This window comes from Citricoccus muralis (assembly GCF_029637705.1).
GTDB lineage: Bacteria > Actinomycetota > Actinomycetes > Actinomycetales > Micrococcaceae > CmP2.
The window spans coordinates 1,877,096-1,893,713 of record NZ_CP121252.1 but is presented as its reverse complement, the minus strand read 5'-3'; the positions used below and the strand labels follow the sequence as shown (position 1 = coordinate 1,893,713).

At 62.6% G+C, this 16,618-nt stretch carries 12 protein-coding genes; 4 read left to right on the top strand and 8 right to left on the bottom strand.

Annotated features, from left to right (window positions below; translation table 11 throughout):
- Window positions 1–25 precede the first annotated feature (25 nt).
- Both lpdA and P8192_RS08610 read right to left on the bottom strand, forming a co-directional pair.
- Window positions 26–1,399: a dihydrolipoyl dehydrogenase gene (gene lpdA / locus P8192_RS08615; protein ID WP_270105087.1), complete on the bottom strand. Its 1,374-nt coding sequence runs from the start codon at window positions 1,397–1,399 to the stop codon at window positions 26–28.
- A 226-nt stretch (window positions 1,400–1,625) separates the two neighbouring features.
- A complete protein-coding gene (locus P8192_RS08610) occupies window positions 1,626–3,248 on the bottom strand; it encodes a leucyl aminopeptidase (RefSeq protein WP_347403404.1) in 1,623 nt (540 codons plus the stop codon).
- 134 nt (window positions 3,249–3,382) lie between these two features.
- Between P8192_RS08610 and P8192_RS08605 the strand changes: the two genes are divergently transcribed.
- The 3 genes from P8192_RS08605 (at window position 3,383) to P8192_RS08595 (ending at window position 7,446) form a co-directional block, all read left to right on the top strand.
- A complete protein-coding gene (locus tag P8192_RS08605) occupies window positions 3,383–4,456 on the top strand; it encodes a PAC2 family protein (RefSeq protein ID WP_278156216.1) in 1,074 nt (357 codons plus the stop codon).
- 98 nt (window positions 4,457–4,554) lie between these two features.
- Window positions 4,555–5,808 carry a DUF4192 family protein gene (locus P8192_RS08600; RefSeq protein WP_278156213.1) on the top strand — a complete coding sequence of 418 codons (1,254 nt, stop codon included), beginning with the start codon at window positions 4,555–4,557 and terminating at the stop codon, window positions 5,806–5,808.
- 306 nt (window positions 5,809–6,114) lie between these two features.
- Complete coding sequence (locus P8192_RS08595; RefSeq protein ID WP_278156211.1) at window positions 6,115–7,446, top strand: RNA polymerase sigma factor; 1,332 nt, start codon at window positions 6,115–6,117, stop codon at window positions 7,444–7,446.
- A 108-nt stretch (window positions 7,447–7,554) separates the two neighbouring features.
- Here P8192_RS08595 and P8192_RS08590 read toward each other — a convergent pair whose 3' ends face one another.
- On the bottom strand, window positions 7,555–7,746 hold the full coding sequence (locus P8192_RS08590; RefSeq protein ID WP_270107555.1) for a DUF7455 domain-containing protein: 192 nt from the start codon (window positions 7,744–7,746) through the stop codon (window positions 7,555–7,557).
- A 261-nt stretch (window positions 7,747–8,007) separates the two neighbouring features.
- Between P8192_RS08590 and P8192_RS08585 the strand changes: the two genes are divergently transcribed.
- Window positions 8,008–10,116 carry a DNA gyrase/topoisomerase IV subunit B gene (locus tag P8192_RS08585; RefSeq protein WP_278156210.1) on the top strand — a complete coding sequence of 703 codons (2,109 nt, stop codon included), beginning with the start codon at window positions 8,008–8,010 and terminating at the stop codon, window positions 10,114–10,116.
- An 18-nt stretch (window positions 10,117–10,134) separates the two neighbouring features.
- Here P8192_RS08585 and P8192_RS08580 read toward each other — a convergent pair whose 3' ends face one another.
- From P8192_RS08580 to P8192_RS08560, 5 genes are all read right to left on the bottom strand, one after another.
- Window positions 10,135–11,127 carry an NAD-dependent epimerase/dehydratase family protein gene (locus P8192_RS08580; protein ID WP_278156208.1) on the bottom strand — a complete coding sequence of 331 codons (993 nt, stop codon included), beginning with the start codon at window positions 11,125–11,127 and terminating at the stop codon, window positions 10,135–10,137.
- The gene (locus P8192_RS08575; RefSeq protein ID WP_278156206.1) at window positions 11,124–13,922 is read right to left on the bottom strand and encodes an alpha/beta fold hydrolase; all 2,799 of its coding nucleotides are present in this window, start codon (window positions 13,920–13,922) and stop codon (window positions 11,124–11,126) included. The genes P8192_RS08580 and P8192_RS08575 overlap by 4 nt, the downstream gene beginning before the upstream one ends.
- A 7-nt stretch (window positions 13,923–13,929) precedes the next feature.
- Window positions 13,930–14,952, bottom strand: a complete 1,023-nt coding sequence (locus P8192_RS08570; protein ID WP_278156204.1) for a 3-oxoacyl-ACP synthase III — start codon at window positions 14,950–14,952, stop codon at window positions 13,930–13,932.
- 158 nt (window positions 14,953–15,110) lie between these two features.
- Window positions 15,111–16,076, bottom strand: a complete 966-nt coding sequence (locus P8192_RS08565; protein ID WP_278156202.1) for a M56 family metallopeptidase — start codon at window positions 16,074–16,076, stop codon at window positions 15,111–15,113.
- A 13-nt stretch (window positions 16,077–16,089) separates the two neighbouring features.
- On the bottom strand, window positions 16,090–16,458 hold the full coding sequence (locus tag P8192_RS08560) for a BlaI/MecI/CopY family transcriptional regulator (RefSeq protein WP_278156200.1): 369 nt from the start codon (window positions 16,456–16,458) through the stop codon (window positions 16,090–16,092).
- Between the last annotated feature and the right edge of the window lie 160 nt (window positions 16,459–16,618).

Below are 16,618 nucleotides of genomic sequence, written 5' to 3'. Positions count from 1 at the left end.
GTCGCCACCCGAATATTGGGGTGGCTCAGCCGTGGAGCGGATGACCGTTGAGGGCCATCGCTGCTTCGCCGAGAGACTCGTTCTGGGTCGGGTGTGCGTGGATGAAGGCTGCAACATCCTCGGGGTACGCCTCCCAGTTCACGATGAGCTGGGCTTCACCGATCTGCTCGGAGATGCGCTTGCCGATACCGTGGACACCAATGATGGCGCCGTCTTTCTGACGGACCATCTTGATCACGCCGCCGGTGCCGAGGATCGAGGACTTGCCGTTGCCCGCAAGGTTGTATTCGGTGACCTCGATGTTTTCTTTGCCGAACTTCTCTTCAGCCTTGGGCTGGGAGTAGCCGACGGACATGATCTCCGGCTCAGTGAAGGTGACCTTCGGGATGTTGACATCCTCAACGATGAGCGGGTTGTTGCCGGCGATCTCTTCGGCAACGAAGATGCCCTGCTGGTAGCCGCGGTGCGCCAGCTGAACGCCGGGGACGATATCGCCGATGGCGTAAATGTTGCCCACGCCGGTGTGGAGACGCTCATCGGTGATGACGAAACCACGGTCGAGGGTGATGCCCTGCTCTTCAAAGCCCAGGCCCTCGGTGTTCGGACCGCGACCCACCGCCACGAGGCAGACCTCGGCTTCGAATTCCTTGCCGTCTGCCAAGGTGACCTTGACGCCGGAATCGGTTTCCTCAACCTTGTCGAAGAAGGTGCCCAGGTTGGACTTGATCTTCTTCTTCTTGAACTCGCGCTCCAGGATCTTGATGATCGATGGGTCCTCGTTGGGCACCAGGTGGTCCAGGCCCTCGATAATGGTGACATCAACCCCGAAGGAGTTCCACAAGGACGCGAACTCCGAACCGATGACGCCGCCGCCGAGGACGATGGCGGACTTGGGCAGGTAGTCGAGCTGCAAGGCCTCGGTCGAGGTCATGATTCGGTCGCTGACGGTCAGGCCGAAAGTCTTGGAGTACGAACCGGAAGCCAGGATGATGTGCTTGCCCTGGTAACGCGTTCCGTCAACCTCGATCTCGTTCTGGGAAACGAGCTTGCCTTCACCTTCGATGACGTTGACCTTGCGCATCTTCAGCAGGCCGGACAAACCCTTGAACTTGCCAGCGACGATGCCGTCCTTGTAGTCGCGCACCTTGCCCATGTCGACGGACTCGACGGTAGCGTTGACGCCGAAGGACGAGGCATGACGTGCCTCGTCGGCGACCTCAGCTGCGTGCAGGTATGCCTTGGTAGGGATGCAACCCCAGTGGAGGCAAGTACCGCCGAGCTTGCTCTTCTCGATCAGGCCTACGGTCAGGCCATGCTGGACGGCTCGCAGTGCTGCGCCATAGCCGGCGGAGCCACCGCCGAGAATGAGGACGTCAAATTCCTGAGCGGTTTCGGACACGAGTGTTGCTCCTCTACGTTAGGGCACGGGGATTTTCCCGCCCCGGTTGTACTGGAATCCAGTATGAATTGCGGGCAATGTTCAGCCTGCGAGACTTTGAAATCAACCTTATCTATGAATTGGGCTGATCGGCTACTCGCAACAAGCGATGACGCACGGGTGAATGCACCGTGCTTTTCAGTGATTCGCCTGTGCGTCCGCGGCGTTATTAGGCAGTGATTCGTTATTAGGCAGTGATTCCTGCGCGCTGGGACAAGAACGTCAGCAGTGTGCGGACCATCACGCCGGTCGCATCCTTCGGGGTGTATCCCCAGGCGCTTGATTCGTTGAATGAGGGTCCCGCGATGTCGAGGTGAGCCCAGGGGGTGTCGCCGACGAATTCACGGAGGAAGGCCGCCGCGGTCAGCATGCCCCCGAATCGATCGCCCATGTTGGAGATATCGGCGACGGAAGAATCCAGCGACGCCCGCTGGTTGGCGGGGATCGGCATCGGCCAGATGCTTTCTCCGGAGGTCTGGCCGGCGGTAACGAGTTCTTCGCGCAGCGCGTCCTGGCCCATCACACCGGTGGTGCGATTACCAAGGGCAACCATTTGCGCACCCGTGAGAGTGGCGATGTCGATCACTGCATCAGGTTTTTCCTGGCAGGCCGCGACCAAGGCGTCGGCCATGACCACACGACCTTCGGCATCGGTGTTGAGTACTTCAACGGTCTTTCCGCCGAATGTGGTGAGTACATCCGACGGGCGAATCGCCGTAGCGGAGGGCATGTTCTCTGCAACAGCCAGCCAGCCGGTGACCTTAATCGGAAACTGGAGGCGAGCAACAGCTGCAACGACGGCGGTGACGGTGGCCGCGCCCGTCATATCCGACTTCATGGTCATCATTGACGCGGCCGGCTTGAGCGAAATTCCACCGGTGTCGAAGGTAATGCCTTTTCCCACCAGAGCGATGTGGCCCTGTGCATCGGCGGGGGAGTAAGCCATCCGCACCAGACGCGGAGGACGCGACGACCCCTGTCCGATGCCCAGAATTCCGCCGAATCCTTCTTCGGCTAGGCGCTTTTCATCCCACACGGTGGTCTCGATGTCGAGATCCTTGACTAAATCCACGGCCGCATCAGCGAGCGAGGCTGGGAAGAGATGCGAGGGAGGGGTGTTGACGAAGTCACGGGTCACTCGAACGGCCTGAGCCACGGTTTCGGCGCGGCGTACAATGTCCGCGGCGGTGACGGCCTCCAGATCACTGACCACGAAAATCTCCGCCACGGGAGACTGAGCGGAACCGGCGTTTTCCGTCTGGGAAGCGGCATCCGTGTCGGCCTCGTTCGTGGACGCATCTTTGCTCGAGTTAGTGGAACGGAATGCGGTGAAAGAGTACGCCGCGATGGCCGCGCCTTCGGTGATGGCGGCTAGGCGTTCCGCGGTATCGGCAGGGAAAGCGAACGCGACGCTCTTCAATCCGGCCAGGCTACGAACAGCAGAACCGGCAGCGCGTCGAAGGTTCTCGACGGCAATCTCGCCTTCTGGCGACCCATCGACCGCAGGAGTGCCTTGGGCAGGGCGATCCTTCGAACCAACACCGGCGAGGACCATGACGTCGTAGTTGCTCTCCGCTGAAGCAGGGATCCGCAGAACTTCATCAGCAGCGCCGCGCACTCCGAGCGCGGGGAGCAGATCAGTGATCCGCTGCGTTTCCTCCTGAGTCAACACCGAAGATTCGACCAGTCGCGGACCATCGGAAGTGGATTCCGTCGCAAGCACCAGTGCCTGTACAGCGGGAACCTCGGCGACAGCGTTCAAAGTCGGACCGGTGGTGGTGATGAAAGTGGGGGTTGACGCAGTGGTCACGAAGATCACGTCCTTTTGAGAGTGAGTCAGCGGTGTGGGGTCGGTCCCATCCTAACGGGGCTTTGGAATACTTCTGAGGCACTTCGCCGTTGAGATGGATAAGCTCGAAATGGTCGCCACAGGAAGGAACCTTGGTGCAAGATCCCAGAATGCTGTTTAGGCTGCAGCCGGAAGGCCGCGAACTACTCTCGGCCCAGGTCGATGGGGAGTCTCCTCTACGCGGGCTGGGCATGCTTGCTGTGTTCAGCGGCCACCTCGACGCCGGCAATATCGCCCGTCAGGTGAATGACACCCTGTTGGAACGATTGGACCATCAGCTCCTGGCGAGCTTCGACGCCGACCAGTTGGTTGACTATCGCTCCCGGAGGCCACACATCACCTTCGACGGTCAGCGATTCACCGATTACCGGGCTCCCGAGCTGCAGTTGCATCTAGTGAACGACGTTCTCGGCAAACCGTTCCTGCTTTTGTCTGGCCAGGAACCGGACTATCAGTGGGAGCGGTTCGTCTCGTCTGTTCTTTTCCTGGTGGAAGAGCTGGACGTGCGGCTGGTGACCATGCTGGATGCCATGCCATTACCGGTACCTCATACTCGCCCCCTGGGGGTGACCGCACACGGTAGCCGTGAGGAGTTGGTGGCCGGCCTCAGCACCTGGTCGCCGCAGGCGCGCATGCTTTCCGGTGTGGGGCAGCTGTTGGAATTGCGTCTGGAAGAGGCTTCGTATGACACCAGCGGATACACCATCCACGTCCCGCACTATCTGGCCGACGCCACCTACCCACAGGCTGCGGTATCGGCTCTGGAATACGCCGGCGCTGCACTTGAGCGGATGCTCCCCACCGATGAACTGCGTGAAAAGGGACGAGAAATCGACCTGGAGCTAGACCGTCAGACCGAATCATCCGGGGAAATCCGGGCCATGGTGACCGGGCTCGAGCAGAACTTCGACCAGCATGCGACGAAATCTGGGGAAGTGCGCTCACTGTTGCTTAATCGCGACGCACAGGTTCCGGACGCCGAATCTCTGGGCGCAGCAGTGGAAGAGTATCTCTCTTCTCAGCCGCGTCACGCTCAGGAACACGTTCAGCCGCGGTCGATTATGCCGTCTCGTTCACAGGATCACCTGAATTTGGATGACACGGGAAGCCGAGAAGAGGATGCGGACGCGACTGACGGTACTAGGCCGGATTCTCCCTCCGAGGACTAACACCTTGGTGCTCCACACCCTTCGGTGTGGAGGGCGTCATCCACAAACTGGTCTGAGCGGCGCTCGAAGAACCACACGTCGTAACGATGCTGGTGCACATGAACGCATCGAATCATCGCCCCGGTCTACTTCCCGCTAGTGACATCGTTTCTCGGCGCCTCACCGTCCGTGAGCCCGCGGAGCTGATGGCCTACATCATCCATACGCTTGGCTTTGAACCGACTCGGTCGTGGGTGGGTGTTGCGATACGCAATCGTCAGCTCGGTGCCGTGATGCGAGGGGATCTGCTTCCTTCTATGGAACTGGCGCTCACCCACGGCATCGCGGACCCCGATGAAGTCGATCGGCTTGAGCACGAGGCGCAAAGCCTCGGCCAGTTCGTGGCCACGAAACTTAAGCACGACATCGAATCCGACCGGATTCTGATGGTGTACTTGCTTGATGCCGAGTCGAAAGCCCCCGATATGTCATCCTCGGCCGGCGGGGTCGGGTCACCTCCCGAAATCCTGCGGCAGATCGACCGATGCGTGCGCCGCGGGGCCGCACTCACCGAGTTGCCAGTATTCGAGAGCTGGGTCATCAACGAACGACGGGTCTGGCACCTCTATTGCCGAGAACGCGGATTCTGCGCGACACAGGGCTCTGCCGTTAAAGAGGCACGAGGAACCTATGTCAGCGATTCCTTGACGCTGTTGGGGCAGCCCATTGAGGCGGATCACGTCGCCGTTTGCCTACCGGAGCCGTGTGGTGATCCCGCGTCGCTGCCGGCAGCACCGTATGAAGGCGACACGGTGGCATGTTGGAACTGGACGCGTCAGTGGGACGATGTGCTCAACGATGGTCGGCCTCTCGCTCCAGAGGAAGCGGCTCTCCTTGTGGCTCCTCTGGGGATGAGCGTCTGGCGAGACTTGTTGATCGTGGGAGCGTGCTTCGGGTTCGAAACAGCGGTGTCTGGTTTGGCCTTCTCCGCCCGGGTACCTGACGGACTGCCCCGGCTGTATGAGACGACGGCGTCGGAAGACAATGCGTGGTTGGTCGCTGAAACGCTCACCGGCCGAACAGGGCTATCTCCGGATTGGTCACGGTTGGACCGGCTCCGTGGATACTGTAGCGACCTGGTGCCTCAGGCTTCTATGCCAGCCGCGGCCGCTACGGCAGCGACGGCCGCGTGGATCGAATGGTCGCGTGGACGCGGCACTCGCGCCACTGCATTGCTAGACCAAGCGCTGTCCTGGGACGTTACCTGTAGCCTCGCTTCATTACTCGCGGAAGCAGTCAGCGCCGGACTCATTAATCCGTGGGCCCTGAACCGGAAAATCGCATGGTCGGGTCGCGACCGGACGGTGGCATGACATGATCAGTGGCATCGTCATGTAGGGCCTGAACGTCGCGGTTGCCAAGATGTGGCAGCGAACATGCAATAATTGTGGGGGTGATCTGACCACGGTCCGATTTTTCTCAGGAATTTCGGATACGCGGGAACAAAGTCGCAGTCCAGGTCGTTTCACCCCCTAAAGACCCTGCGTCTGAAGCGCGAGCAAGTCGCTGAGCCGGCCGTTTTTCGGTCGGCCTACAGCAACTTACAAATGTTTCGGACTTGACAGGGTCATAGTGGTTTAGACCACTGTTCGCTCCACATTGCCGTAGGAAGGTTCTGAGTGACTACTACTCCAGCGAAGGCCAAGTCGCGGTCGGGCGCCAAAGCGTCCGCCGCAGAACAAGCCGACGAATCAAAGGAGTCCGCGTCCGCCGCGTCCTCGACCAAGACCAGCACCCGTGTTGGGGGGTCGACGACGACTAAGAAGGCGGCGCCGAAAAAGGCTGCTCCGAAAGCTGCGGCAGGAAAGAGCGGTTCTGCAAAGCCGACCAAGGTTGAATCCGACGTTGACGAGATCGTAGAAGAGCTCGAAGAGGACGCCGTTCTCAAAGAGGCCGAAGAGGCCGCTGAGGAAGAGGCCGCCGAGACCGAAGGCGATGCCAAGGGCAAGTCGGGCAAAGCCGAAGAAGAAACCACCTCCGGCGGTTTCGTCGTTTCGGATTCCGACGAGGATGCCCCCGTGCAGCAGGTGGTCACCTCCGGTGCTACCGCAGACCCTGTCAAGGACTACCTGAAGCAGATCGGTAAAGTCGCTCTCCTCAACGCCGAGCAGGAAGTCGACCTAGCTCTGCGCATTGAGGCTGGCCTCTACGCCGAGCACAAGATCAAAGAGAATCCCATCGAGGACACGCGTCTGCGTCGCGACTACGAGCTGGTAATCGCCGATGGACGTCGGGCCAAGAACCACCTCCTCGAAGCCAACCTGCGTCTGGTTGTCTCGCTGGCGAAACGTTACACCGGTCGTGGCATGCTGTTCCTGGACCTAATTCAGGAAGGTAACTTGGGTCTGATCCGTGCGGTCGAAAAGTTCGACTACACGAAGGGCTTCAAGTTTTCTACCTACGCCACCTGGTGGATCCGTCAGGCCATCACCCGCGCCATGGCCGACCAGGCTCGCACCATCCGTATTCCGGTGCACATGGTCGAGGTCATCAACAAGCTGGCGCGCGTGCAGCGTCAGATGCTACAGGACTTGGGTCGGGAACCCACTCCAGAAGAGCTGGCCAAAGAGCTGGACATGACGCCGGAGAAGGTCGTCGAAGTCCAGAAGTATGGCCGCGAACCGATTTCGCTGCACACCCCTCTGGGTGAGGACGGCGACTCCGAGTTCGGTGACCTGATCGAAGATTCAGAGGCGGTCGTCCCTGCGGATGCGGTCTCCTTCACCCTGTTGCAGGAGCAGCTGCATTCGGTGCTCGACACTCTGTCAGAGCGTGAAGCCGGCGTGGTGGCCATGCGCTTCGGTCTCACCGATGGTCAGCCCAAGACCCTCGATGAGATCGGCAAGGTCTACGGGGTTACGCGCGAGCGCATCCGCCAGATAGAGTCCAAGACCATGTCGAAGCTGCGCCACCCCTCGCGTTCCCAGGTGCTGCGCGACTACCTCGAGTAAACACGCGGCCGGGTCCCTGGACCCGCGCACGAAAATCAAACATAAAGGCGTGGCCCCACCGGAACGGTGGGGCCACGCCTTTGTCAGCGGTGCTGAAGTGCGCTCAGATCAGCGTACGACAGTCCGGTTGTCTTCGTGGAGACGCTCAGTCTCGTCCTGCCATTGAGTCGTCTGGGGACGCAGGGTCTCCTCGACGGCGCGCGCGTGGTGGGCGCAGAACAGGAGTTGGCCGCCGGACGTCAGGACAGCGCGGACATATGCCTGCGCGCCGCAACGGTCGCAACGCTCCGCGGCAGTCATGGTCGGCTTCTCTGCGGTGGCTGCAGTGGTCACTGTGACCTCCTTCGTCGAACTACTTTCACACTATAGAACCATCTCGGCGAGGAAAATGTTCGCAGTTCGGCCGATATCGGCTAGTGTTTCGCTCCGCGCGTAGGTTGCTGAGCGCATTGGTGATTCCAGCGGGACGTCCTCCAATGATCAGCAGGTGTTTGCGGATATTGTAAAGAGATGTGCCCGACGGGGCAGATCGATGGATCAGGCGAAAGGTAGTGCACGTCAGTGGCGCGACAGACTGAATACAACGCACGGCACCTCTCCGTTCTGGAGGGGCTCGAAGCTGTCCGCAAGCGCCCGGGTATGTACATCGGCTCCACCGATTCCCGCGGTCTGATGCACTGCCTCTGGGAGATCATCGATAACTCGGTGGATGAGGCACTGGCCGGATACGGTCAGTCCATCAGCATCACCTTGTATGCGGATGGTTCCGTGGAAGTCGAGGACAATGGCCGTGGTATCCCGGTCGATATTGAGCCACGTACCGGACTCTCCGGCGTGGAAGTGGTCTTCACGAAGCTACACGCCGGCGGCAAGTTTGGTGGAGGATCCTACGCAGCTTCTGGCGGTCTACACGGCGTGGGTGCGTCCGTCGTTAACGCGTTGTCCTCTCGTCTGGATGTTCAAGTATTCCGTGGCGGGAAAACGTACCAGATGTCGTTCCGCCGAGGTGAGCCGGGTCGGTTCGCTGATACCGGGAGCAATCCCAAACCGAACGCTACTTTCTCACCCTTCGAAGATTCCTCCAGCCTGGACGTCGTCGGCAAAGCCAAGCGTGGCTATACCGGCACCCGGGTCCGTTACTGGGCCGATGAGCAGATTTTCACCCCGGATGCCAAGTTCAACTATCAGGAACTGGAGAACCGCGCCCGCCAAACCGCATACCTGGTGCCCGGCCTACGCATCGCGATCCGTGACGAGCGGCGCGTGCCCGGCACCCCGGGTGAGCACGGTCCGGTGGAAGAGGTCTTCCACTACGACGGCGGCATCTCAGAGTTCGTCGATCATTTGGCCAACCTGAACCCGGTCACCGATATTTGGCGACTGCAGGGCTCCGACACCTTCACTGAACGGGTACCGGTGTTGGGCGAGAACGGCCACACCGAGATGAAGGATCTTGAGCGTGTGTGCGAGGTTGACGTTGCCCTGCGTTGGGACGTCGGCTACGACACCACGATGCGTAGCTTCGTCAATATTATTGCCACACCCAAAGGCGGCACGCATCAATCCGGGTTTGAGCAGGCCTTGCTAAAGGTCTTCCGCAAGGCAGTCGATTCCAACGCCCGCAAACTCAAAGTCGGTAATGACAAGATCGACAAGGACGATGTGATGGCCGGGCTGACCGCGGTGCTGACCGTGCGTCTCTCTGAGCCGCAGTTCGAGGGCCAGACCAAGGAAGTTCTGGGCACGCCCGCGGCGAAACAGATCGTCAATAAGGTGGTCTCCGATGAGCTGGGTAAGCTGCTAAATTCGTCGAAGCGGCAGGACAAGCAGCAAACCACTCAGCTGCTTGAGAAGATCGTGGCGGAGATGAAGTCTCGTATCTCGGCGCGGACGCATAAGGAAAACCAGCGGCGTAAAAACGCCCTGGAAACCTCCACCATGCCGGCGAAGCTGGCAGACTGCCGCACCAATGACGCCCAAAACTCGGAGCTGTTCATTGTGGAGGGTGACTCCGCGCTCGGTACGGCCAAACTGGCGCGCTCCTCGGACTTCCAGGCGCTGTTGCCTATTCGCGGCAAGATCCTCAACGTCCAGAAAGCTTCGGTGGGCGACATGCTGAACAACGCCGAGTGTGCGGCCTTGATCCAGGTGGTTGGTGGCGGTGCTGGGCGTAGCTTCGACCTGGACGCGACCCGGTACGGCAAAGTCATCCTGATGACGGACGCTGACGTCGACGGCGCACACATCCGCACCCTGCTGCTGACGTTGTTCTTCCGGTATATGCGCCCGATGGTCGAAGCTGGTCGGGTTTACGCTGCCGTGCCGCCGCTACACCGCATCGAAGTGATGACCCCCGGCTCCGGTGAGAACGAGATCATTTACACCTACACCGAGGCGGAACTGACCGCGGTGCTACAGAAACTGGACGCGGAGGGGCGCAAGTACAAGGACGACATTCAGCGTTACAAAGGTTTGGGCGAGATGGACGCGGACCAGCTTTCAGAGACCACCATGGATCCCCGGTACCGGACGTTGCGCAGGGTCAACATTGCCGAAGCAGATCAGGCGGAGCAGATTTTCGAGCTACTGATGGGCTCGGATGTGGCGCCGCGCAAGCAGTTCATCATTTCCGGCGCCGAGGAACTGGGCCGGGAACAGATCGACGCTTGACCCTGTCCGGGTGTTTCACTACCCGGCGTAATGCTCGGCGGTAAGCCGCATCCCCTCATCGATCGACACACGCGGCGTCCAGTCCAGGACCTCGCGGGTGCGGCGCTGATCAAACCAGTGCGCCGTCGAGAGTTGTTCGGCCAGGAACCGGGTGAGCGGGGGCTCGCCGTCGCCGGATTCGGCGGGTATCGCTTCCCAGATGCGCTCAATCACGGATCCTGCGACGCGGGCCAGTCCCGCGGGCACGCGCAGAACGGGCTCGGGGGAGCCGCCGGCACGGGCCAGCCCTCGAATGAGCTCGCCGATGGGGCGCGGTTCACCATTAGTCACGACGAGTGCCTCGCCGTGATGGCGGTCCACCGCACGGGTGGCGGCGAGGACAGCATCGACGGCGTTCGCCACATACAGGGTATCCACCAACGCGGCACCGGAGCCGATGATCGGCATGCGGCCACTGCGGGAACGATCAATGATCCGCTCGGTGAGTTGGGTATCGCCCGGCCCCCACATCAGGTGCGGACGCAACACGAGAACACGGAAATCTTCGGCGTCTGCATCCAGCGCTAGCAACTCACCGGCGGCTTTGGTGCGGGCGTAGTGGCCGCGGGCATGCACCGGATCGGCCGGTTGAGCGCCGTCGCCGATGATGGAGGTACCAGAGTGTGCCACGGAGGGCGAGGAAATGTGGACGAACCGGGACACCCCCGCGTCACGGGCGGCGTTGAGCAGGAGCCGGGTGCCTTCCACATTGACGTGCTCAAATTCGTGGCCAGGACCGGAGACGGAGACCTTGGCGGCCAGGTGCACCACGGTGTCGACGCCGGTCAGCGCTTGGCGGACGGTGTCGTGATCGGTGACGGAGCCGCGGACCTCACGGGCGCCGTCGAGCTGGGCGGGGCGACGTTGCAGGGTGGTGACACCCGCGCCTTGAGCGAGTAGCGCACCGGCGACGCCGGAACCGAGCACACCCGAGGCGCCGGTGACCAGAACGTGGTTCGGAGAGGAGCTCATGGGGTGCTCACCTTTCCTCCACTGAGCACGGTCTCAGCCCAACGCGACAGTCGGGTGCGGTCGATTTTGGAATTGTGGCGGATGTCCACCGGCACCTGGTTGGTGACGAGCACGGCGGCGATCGGGGTGTCGACTGTCTCGCGCACCTGGTCGCTCAGCCAGGTGGGGGCTAGCCCGGGTTTAACGGAGCGGTCGGTCGGTTCGATCACGGCGACCACTGCCTGGGTGCCGTGCGGGCCGACGCCGACGACGGCGCTGCGGGAGACCGCCTGGAGGGTGTCGATCTGGGCTTCGGGGCCGCCCGGGGCCAGGGGGCCGTGGGCGGTGGTGACCACATGCTGCAGGCGGCCTTCGATCCACAACCGGGATGATCCGTCGATGCGACCGATATCGGCGGTGCGGTGCCACTGGCGTTCGCCGTCGAAGTCGCGCTTGGAAAGATGGTCGGTATACCAGAGCCGATCGTAGCCAGCGGTCATGTGCGGGGCCGACACCACGATCTCGCCCAGGATTCCCTGGGACTCAGTACCCCGGCGTAACTGGGATGAGGCAGTGCCGTCAGCGTTGAGAGGCGCGATCGCGATCTCCACGCCCGGAACGGGGTGGCCCACGCACACCCCGTGTTGTTCGGTGGGGGCCTCGCGGTGTGCGGCGCGCAGGGTGTCTCGGTCGATGTCGGCCAGGAGCAGGGATTCCGTCATCCCGTAAGGGGAATGGAATTCCGCCTGGGGCATCAGCTCGAGTACCTGGTCCATAAGATCCGGCGCCACCGGGGCGCCAGCGGAGAGCATGAGTGAAATGGTGCCCAATTGCCGACGCTGATCTTCGCTCAGCTGCGGCGCGGTGGCAACGACGTTGCGCAGGGCCGCGGGGGACGCGAAGACCATGGTCGCGGATCCGGCGGCTGCAGCCTCGGCCACCGCGGTGGCGGTGAGGGTGGCGGGCTTGGTGACCGACATTTTCGGGGTGACGGAGGTGGCGCCGATCGCCGGTCCCAGCAACGCGAAAGGTGCGAACCCGGCGAGTAGGGACGACCCGGGGACCACGCCGAAATTATCACGTAGCAACTGGGTGAGAGCCGAGAGCCGATCGTGGGTGTATCGCACGCCTTTGGCCGGCCCGGTCGAGCCGGAGGTGAAGAGGATTGCTGCGGTCTGTGCTGGCTCGGGATCCGGATGATCCTTTGTCGCGTGATAGACGTGGCCGTTGTAGGTGTCCGCGAGCCGGTAGAGGCTGTTCTCCACCTGCAGCGCGGCACGCAGGGGTGCGCCGAGAGTGGATACGGAGAGGCGACGGCCCGGCCACCGCTGGGCGCGGGCGAGGGTAAGGCCCGGTAGCTCGCCGATGATCCACTGGGGGCGGGCGGTATGCACAGCGCGCGTCATGCCCTGGATACCCAGGCCCGCGTCGGCGATCACAGCGGTGGCACCCACGCGGAGCACGGCGTAGAGGGCGGCGGTGAGGTCACGTCCGGGCTGGACCAGCAGAGAGACCCGGTCCCCGGGCTTCACCCCGCTGCGGCGTAGACCCACGGCGATCGCGTTGACCACCCGGGACAGCGTGGCCCACGAGACGCCGTCGGGGCGCGAATTCCGGGTGGCCGTCATATCCACGAGGGCGGTCTCTGAGCTGTCTGATTTCTCTTCCAGGAACGACCACAGAGCGCGATAGGCTGGTCGGGGCGAGGCCGCGGCCACGGCGGAATCCAGCGGGCGACTTTGTTCGTCAACCACTGCGTTTGCCCAGGAAAAGATCGGGGTGCCGAGGTCTTGGTCTTCGGCGAGCAGATGCCCAGAGGTTTCGTACCGGTGCAGGTCAACCTGAGGGATCCGTTCCAGCAGGTCCTGCTGATAGCGGTCTAGGAACACCGGGTCCAGAGCGCCCCAGAGTAAAAGGGTCGGCAAGGACGAGGAGCTCAGGTTACGGGCGATATGGCGCAGCGGCTGGTACGAGTGATGCTTGGCATCTGCGGGGATGTCGGCGACGAAGCCGCCAATGCCTCCGCGTCGTTCCAGCCCCTGATAGGGCGCACGATAAGCGTGCTTGGTCTCGGAGGCGAGGCCCGGGTGACCCAGGCCGAGCGTGACATCGAGGAACGCGGTGGTGACAACGGTGGATCCGGCGAGCACCGGCCCGGCGAGGGCTGCCTGCAAGGGGGCAGGAATCGGCTCGTCAGCGTCGTGGTGCACCGCGGTGTTGAGAGAGATCGAACCACTCACCAGGTGTTGATGGTCGGCAGCCCAGCCCAGGGAGATGACGCCGCCCCAGTCGTGACCGAGGGTGAACAACGGGACGGGTGCGGTGGACCGCTGGGCGTCGACGTCGAGACCGAGGGCGCGGACGACGGCGTCGAGATCGCTGAGACGCTCAGCCAAGGTGCGATAGCTGCGTGGACGCCCCGGGGTGGGAGAGCTGGTGTGCTCGAGCCTCTCGGAGAAGCCCATATCAAGCTGGTCGGGGGCCACGAGGCGCCAGATTCGGGGTCGACGCTGACGTCGGCGCGGACTGTCTGTGGAAGCCGCCTCGACCCATTCCCTGGCCGTGGCGAGGCTAGTTGCGGCCACATGTCGCCACAGGTAGGACCAGGTGGGGTTGCCGTGTACGGCGAGGATGACGGCATCGGGCTTAACCCCTAGTCGCTCCAGCTCGGGGCCGGTGTCGAGGACGTGGAAGGTGTGGACGCCGTCGTGGGTGTCGGCCTCGACAAGGCGCGACCAGGCAGGATCCCACCCGGGTAGCTCGGTGTCCGGGGCGAATTCGTGGGGGAGACCGGCGGGCTGGGCGGGAATACGCATCAGTTGATCACCATTCGATTTCGAGCATGGCCACGTTCAATCCGGAGCCCACACCCATACAGAGGACGCGGTCGCCGGAGGACAGGGAATCAGTTTCGCGGGCGAGCGTGATGGGCAGTGCCGCCGGGCCGATATTGCCGAGCACCGGGAACGTGGTGGGAATTTTCTCACGGGCGATGCCGGCGGAGTCGATGATCGCATCGGTGTGCATCTGCGACACCTGGTGGGTGATGTAGCGGTCCATCGACGCCCAATCCCACTCCTCTGGCGCGTCGTTCCAGGCGTCCATCACCAACTGGAGCCCGTTGGTGAGGAGCCCCGCGGAGTCGGTGTACATACCGTTGTGATCACCGGCGCACAGGTGATGGTGCTCGGTGCCGGCCCGGGTGACGCCGCGCAGAATGCGGTGGCCCTCGGGGTGAGCTTCAGCCCGGCCGATGACCGCGGCAGCGGCCCCGGATCCCAAGGTCAGAGAGGCGAACTGCTGGAGGAAATTATCACGGGTGACGGAGTTGGCGTGCAGGTTTTTGATGGTGGCGTCGTGCACGGCGTTGGCGTCTTCGCCGGCGACCACCAGTGCGTAGTCGATGTGTCCGGCGTCAACCATAGTGGAGGCCAGGTCCATGCCGTTGACAAAGCCGAGGCAGGCGTTGGTGATGTCGAAGTTCATCGCCGAACTCGGCAGCCCCATCTGGTCATGGATCCGCACCGACACTGCCGGTTCCAGGGTGTCCCGGGTGACCGAGGTATTGATCAGCATGCCGACCTGGTCGGGGGTGATTCCCGCTTCTTTCAGGGCTTTGGTTCCTGCCTGGGCGGCGCCGTCGAGATAGTCACCGCGTTGTTTCCACATCCGCCGGGCTTTGACGCCGGCGACGCGTTGGAGCAGGCCGTGGGGCAAATGCAGGCGCTTGAGCACTGAGTCGATGCGTTGATCGAGGTCCTCGGACGTCACTTCGATCGGCGCGCTCACCTCCACAACGGAAAGCAGGGCAGCATGATGATGGATCGTGGTGGCGTTTCCTGACACGTGGCGTCGACTCAATCAGTAGGGTGCTATGGCGTCGTGCCCGGCCTCTGTGGAGCGTATTGAGGTCACCATAGCGGACCCGGCACAAGTCTCAATTGTATCGGCACGCTCCTGAACGTTGGGTAGGAACCAGTAACGGGCACGCTCTACGCGAAACTTCAGCCGATGAGGATCAGTAGGATTGGGCCGATCATGAGCATCGCGGAGACGACGAGGACCGTCCCCGTGAAGAGCAGCGGGGGGGCCGGGTGTGGATGCAGCAAGCGTTCCAGGCGGCTAGAGGAGTGCTTCGGGTCGTCGTTCTCGGTGTGGTCGGAGGTGGGCGTCGCTGAGGGGGTACCCGCACCAGCGCCCGCCACCACGGCGATGGCGCTCACGAGATCGTGTTGGCGGTGTTTGCGTAGTGCGGCGTCGTCGGCCAGCATTTCGGTGAGTTCGGTGACCGCCTGCCGGGCGATCGCTGTGGTGGGCAGCCACGCGCAGGCCCGGCTCCAGGCTTCGAAAGCCAGGCGCAGCAGATCGTGGCGCTGGCGCAGGTGAGCCTGTTCATGGGCGACCACCGCATCGAGTTGAGCAGGTTCCAACTGCTCGATCAAGCCCCGGGAGATGACGGTGAGTGAATTGGTGATTCCGGGGAGGCAGTACGCCAACGGGTGGTCCAAGGGCAATACCCGCATCTGACCGGTGGTGGGATCGGTAGTGGTGCGAAAGGGGGCAGCCGCCGTGAGAAGCTGGACGGCCCGGCGGTGACGGCTCCGTTCCTGCACCGTTTTTCGGGTCGCATCCAACAGGGTGAGGATGAGGTGGACTCCCAGGGCGAGTCCTAGCGTGACCCCGACAATGCGGTCGGAGGTGAATTCCTCGACGTCGACAATGGCGCTCAGCCCACCATGGCTGCCGAGATGGATGAGTTCGCTCACGGCGCTGATCAGTCCGGTGCCGAAGGGTGCGAGCCCCCATATCAGCGGGGCGCCGATCATGGTGATGCCACCGGCCAGGCCCACGGCCTGCCAGAGGATCATCGCGGTGGCTGGAGCGCGTCGCACCCAGGACGCCCGTGACAGGGCCACCGGTACGGGCCAGGCCAGAGCGATGGCCGCGACCAGGAGCAAATAGGGCGTCATCAGGGTGCACGGATTAGGCGGGCGCGCTCGAATTCAGGGCGCGGCGCAGTGCGGCAGCCTCTTCGGGGCCGATGGTTCCGACGAATCGAGCCAACACGGCCTCACGGTCGGGGACGGCACCGAGTACTTCGTTGAGGAGTTCGACGGTGTGTTCTTCGCGCGAGCTGGCGGCCCTGAAGCGGTGGGGACGCTTCCCGGATTCGCGCAGCACGAATCCCTTCTTCGTCAGTCGGGTCAGGACCGTGAGCACCGTGGTGACGGCCGGCTCCGGGGCGTGCGGGGAGCGCTCGATGAGCTGATCGCGCAATTCATTGGCGGTCAGTGGCTCGGTGCGATCCCAGAGCAGGTCCATGACTTGCTGTTCAAGCTGTCCGAGGGACATGGTGCTCCTGGTGTGTTCGTGGTGTTTGACGATCGACGACGGGTGCCCTCAGCATGAATTCTACAACGTGTAGAAAAAGGCGTACACTGGTGGCGAAACGGCCGCTGGATCGTAGCTGATCTTCCCATAACTCTAGCTTCTATCCGCCTGTGCGTCGTTG

Bases quoted from the DNA above. Each gene is read 5' to 3' on its own strand.
- P8192_RS08600 (WP_278156213.1), top strand. From the start codon at position 4,555: ATGAACGCATCGAATCATCGCCCCGGTCTACTTCCCGCTAGTGACATC.
- P8192_RS08560 (WP_278156200.1), bottom strand. From the start codon at position 16,458: ATGTCCCTCGGACAGCTTGAACAGCAAGTCATGGACCTGCTCTGGGAT.
- P8192_RS08565 (WP_278156202.1), bottom strand. From the start codon at position 16,076: ATGACGCCCTATTTGCTCCTGGTCGCGGCCATCGCTCTGGCCTGGCCC.
- P8192_RS08575 (WP_278156206.1), bottom strand. From the start codon at position 13,922: ATGCGTATTCCCGCCCAGCCCGCCGGTCTCCCCCACGAATTCGCCCCG.
- P8192_RS08580 (WP_278156208.1), bottom strand. From the start codon at position 11,127: ATGAGCTCCTCTCCGAACCACGTTCTGGTCACCGGCGCCTCGGGTGTG.
- P8192_RS08590 (WP_270107555.1), bottom strand. From the start codon at position 7,746: ATGACTGCCGCGGAGCGTTGCGACCGTTGCGGCGCGCAGGCATATGTC.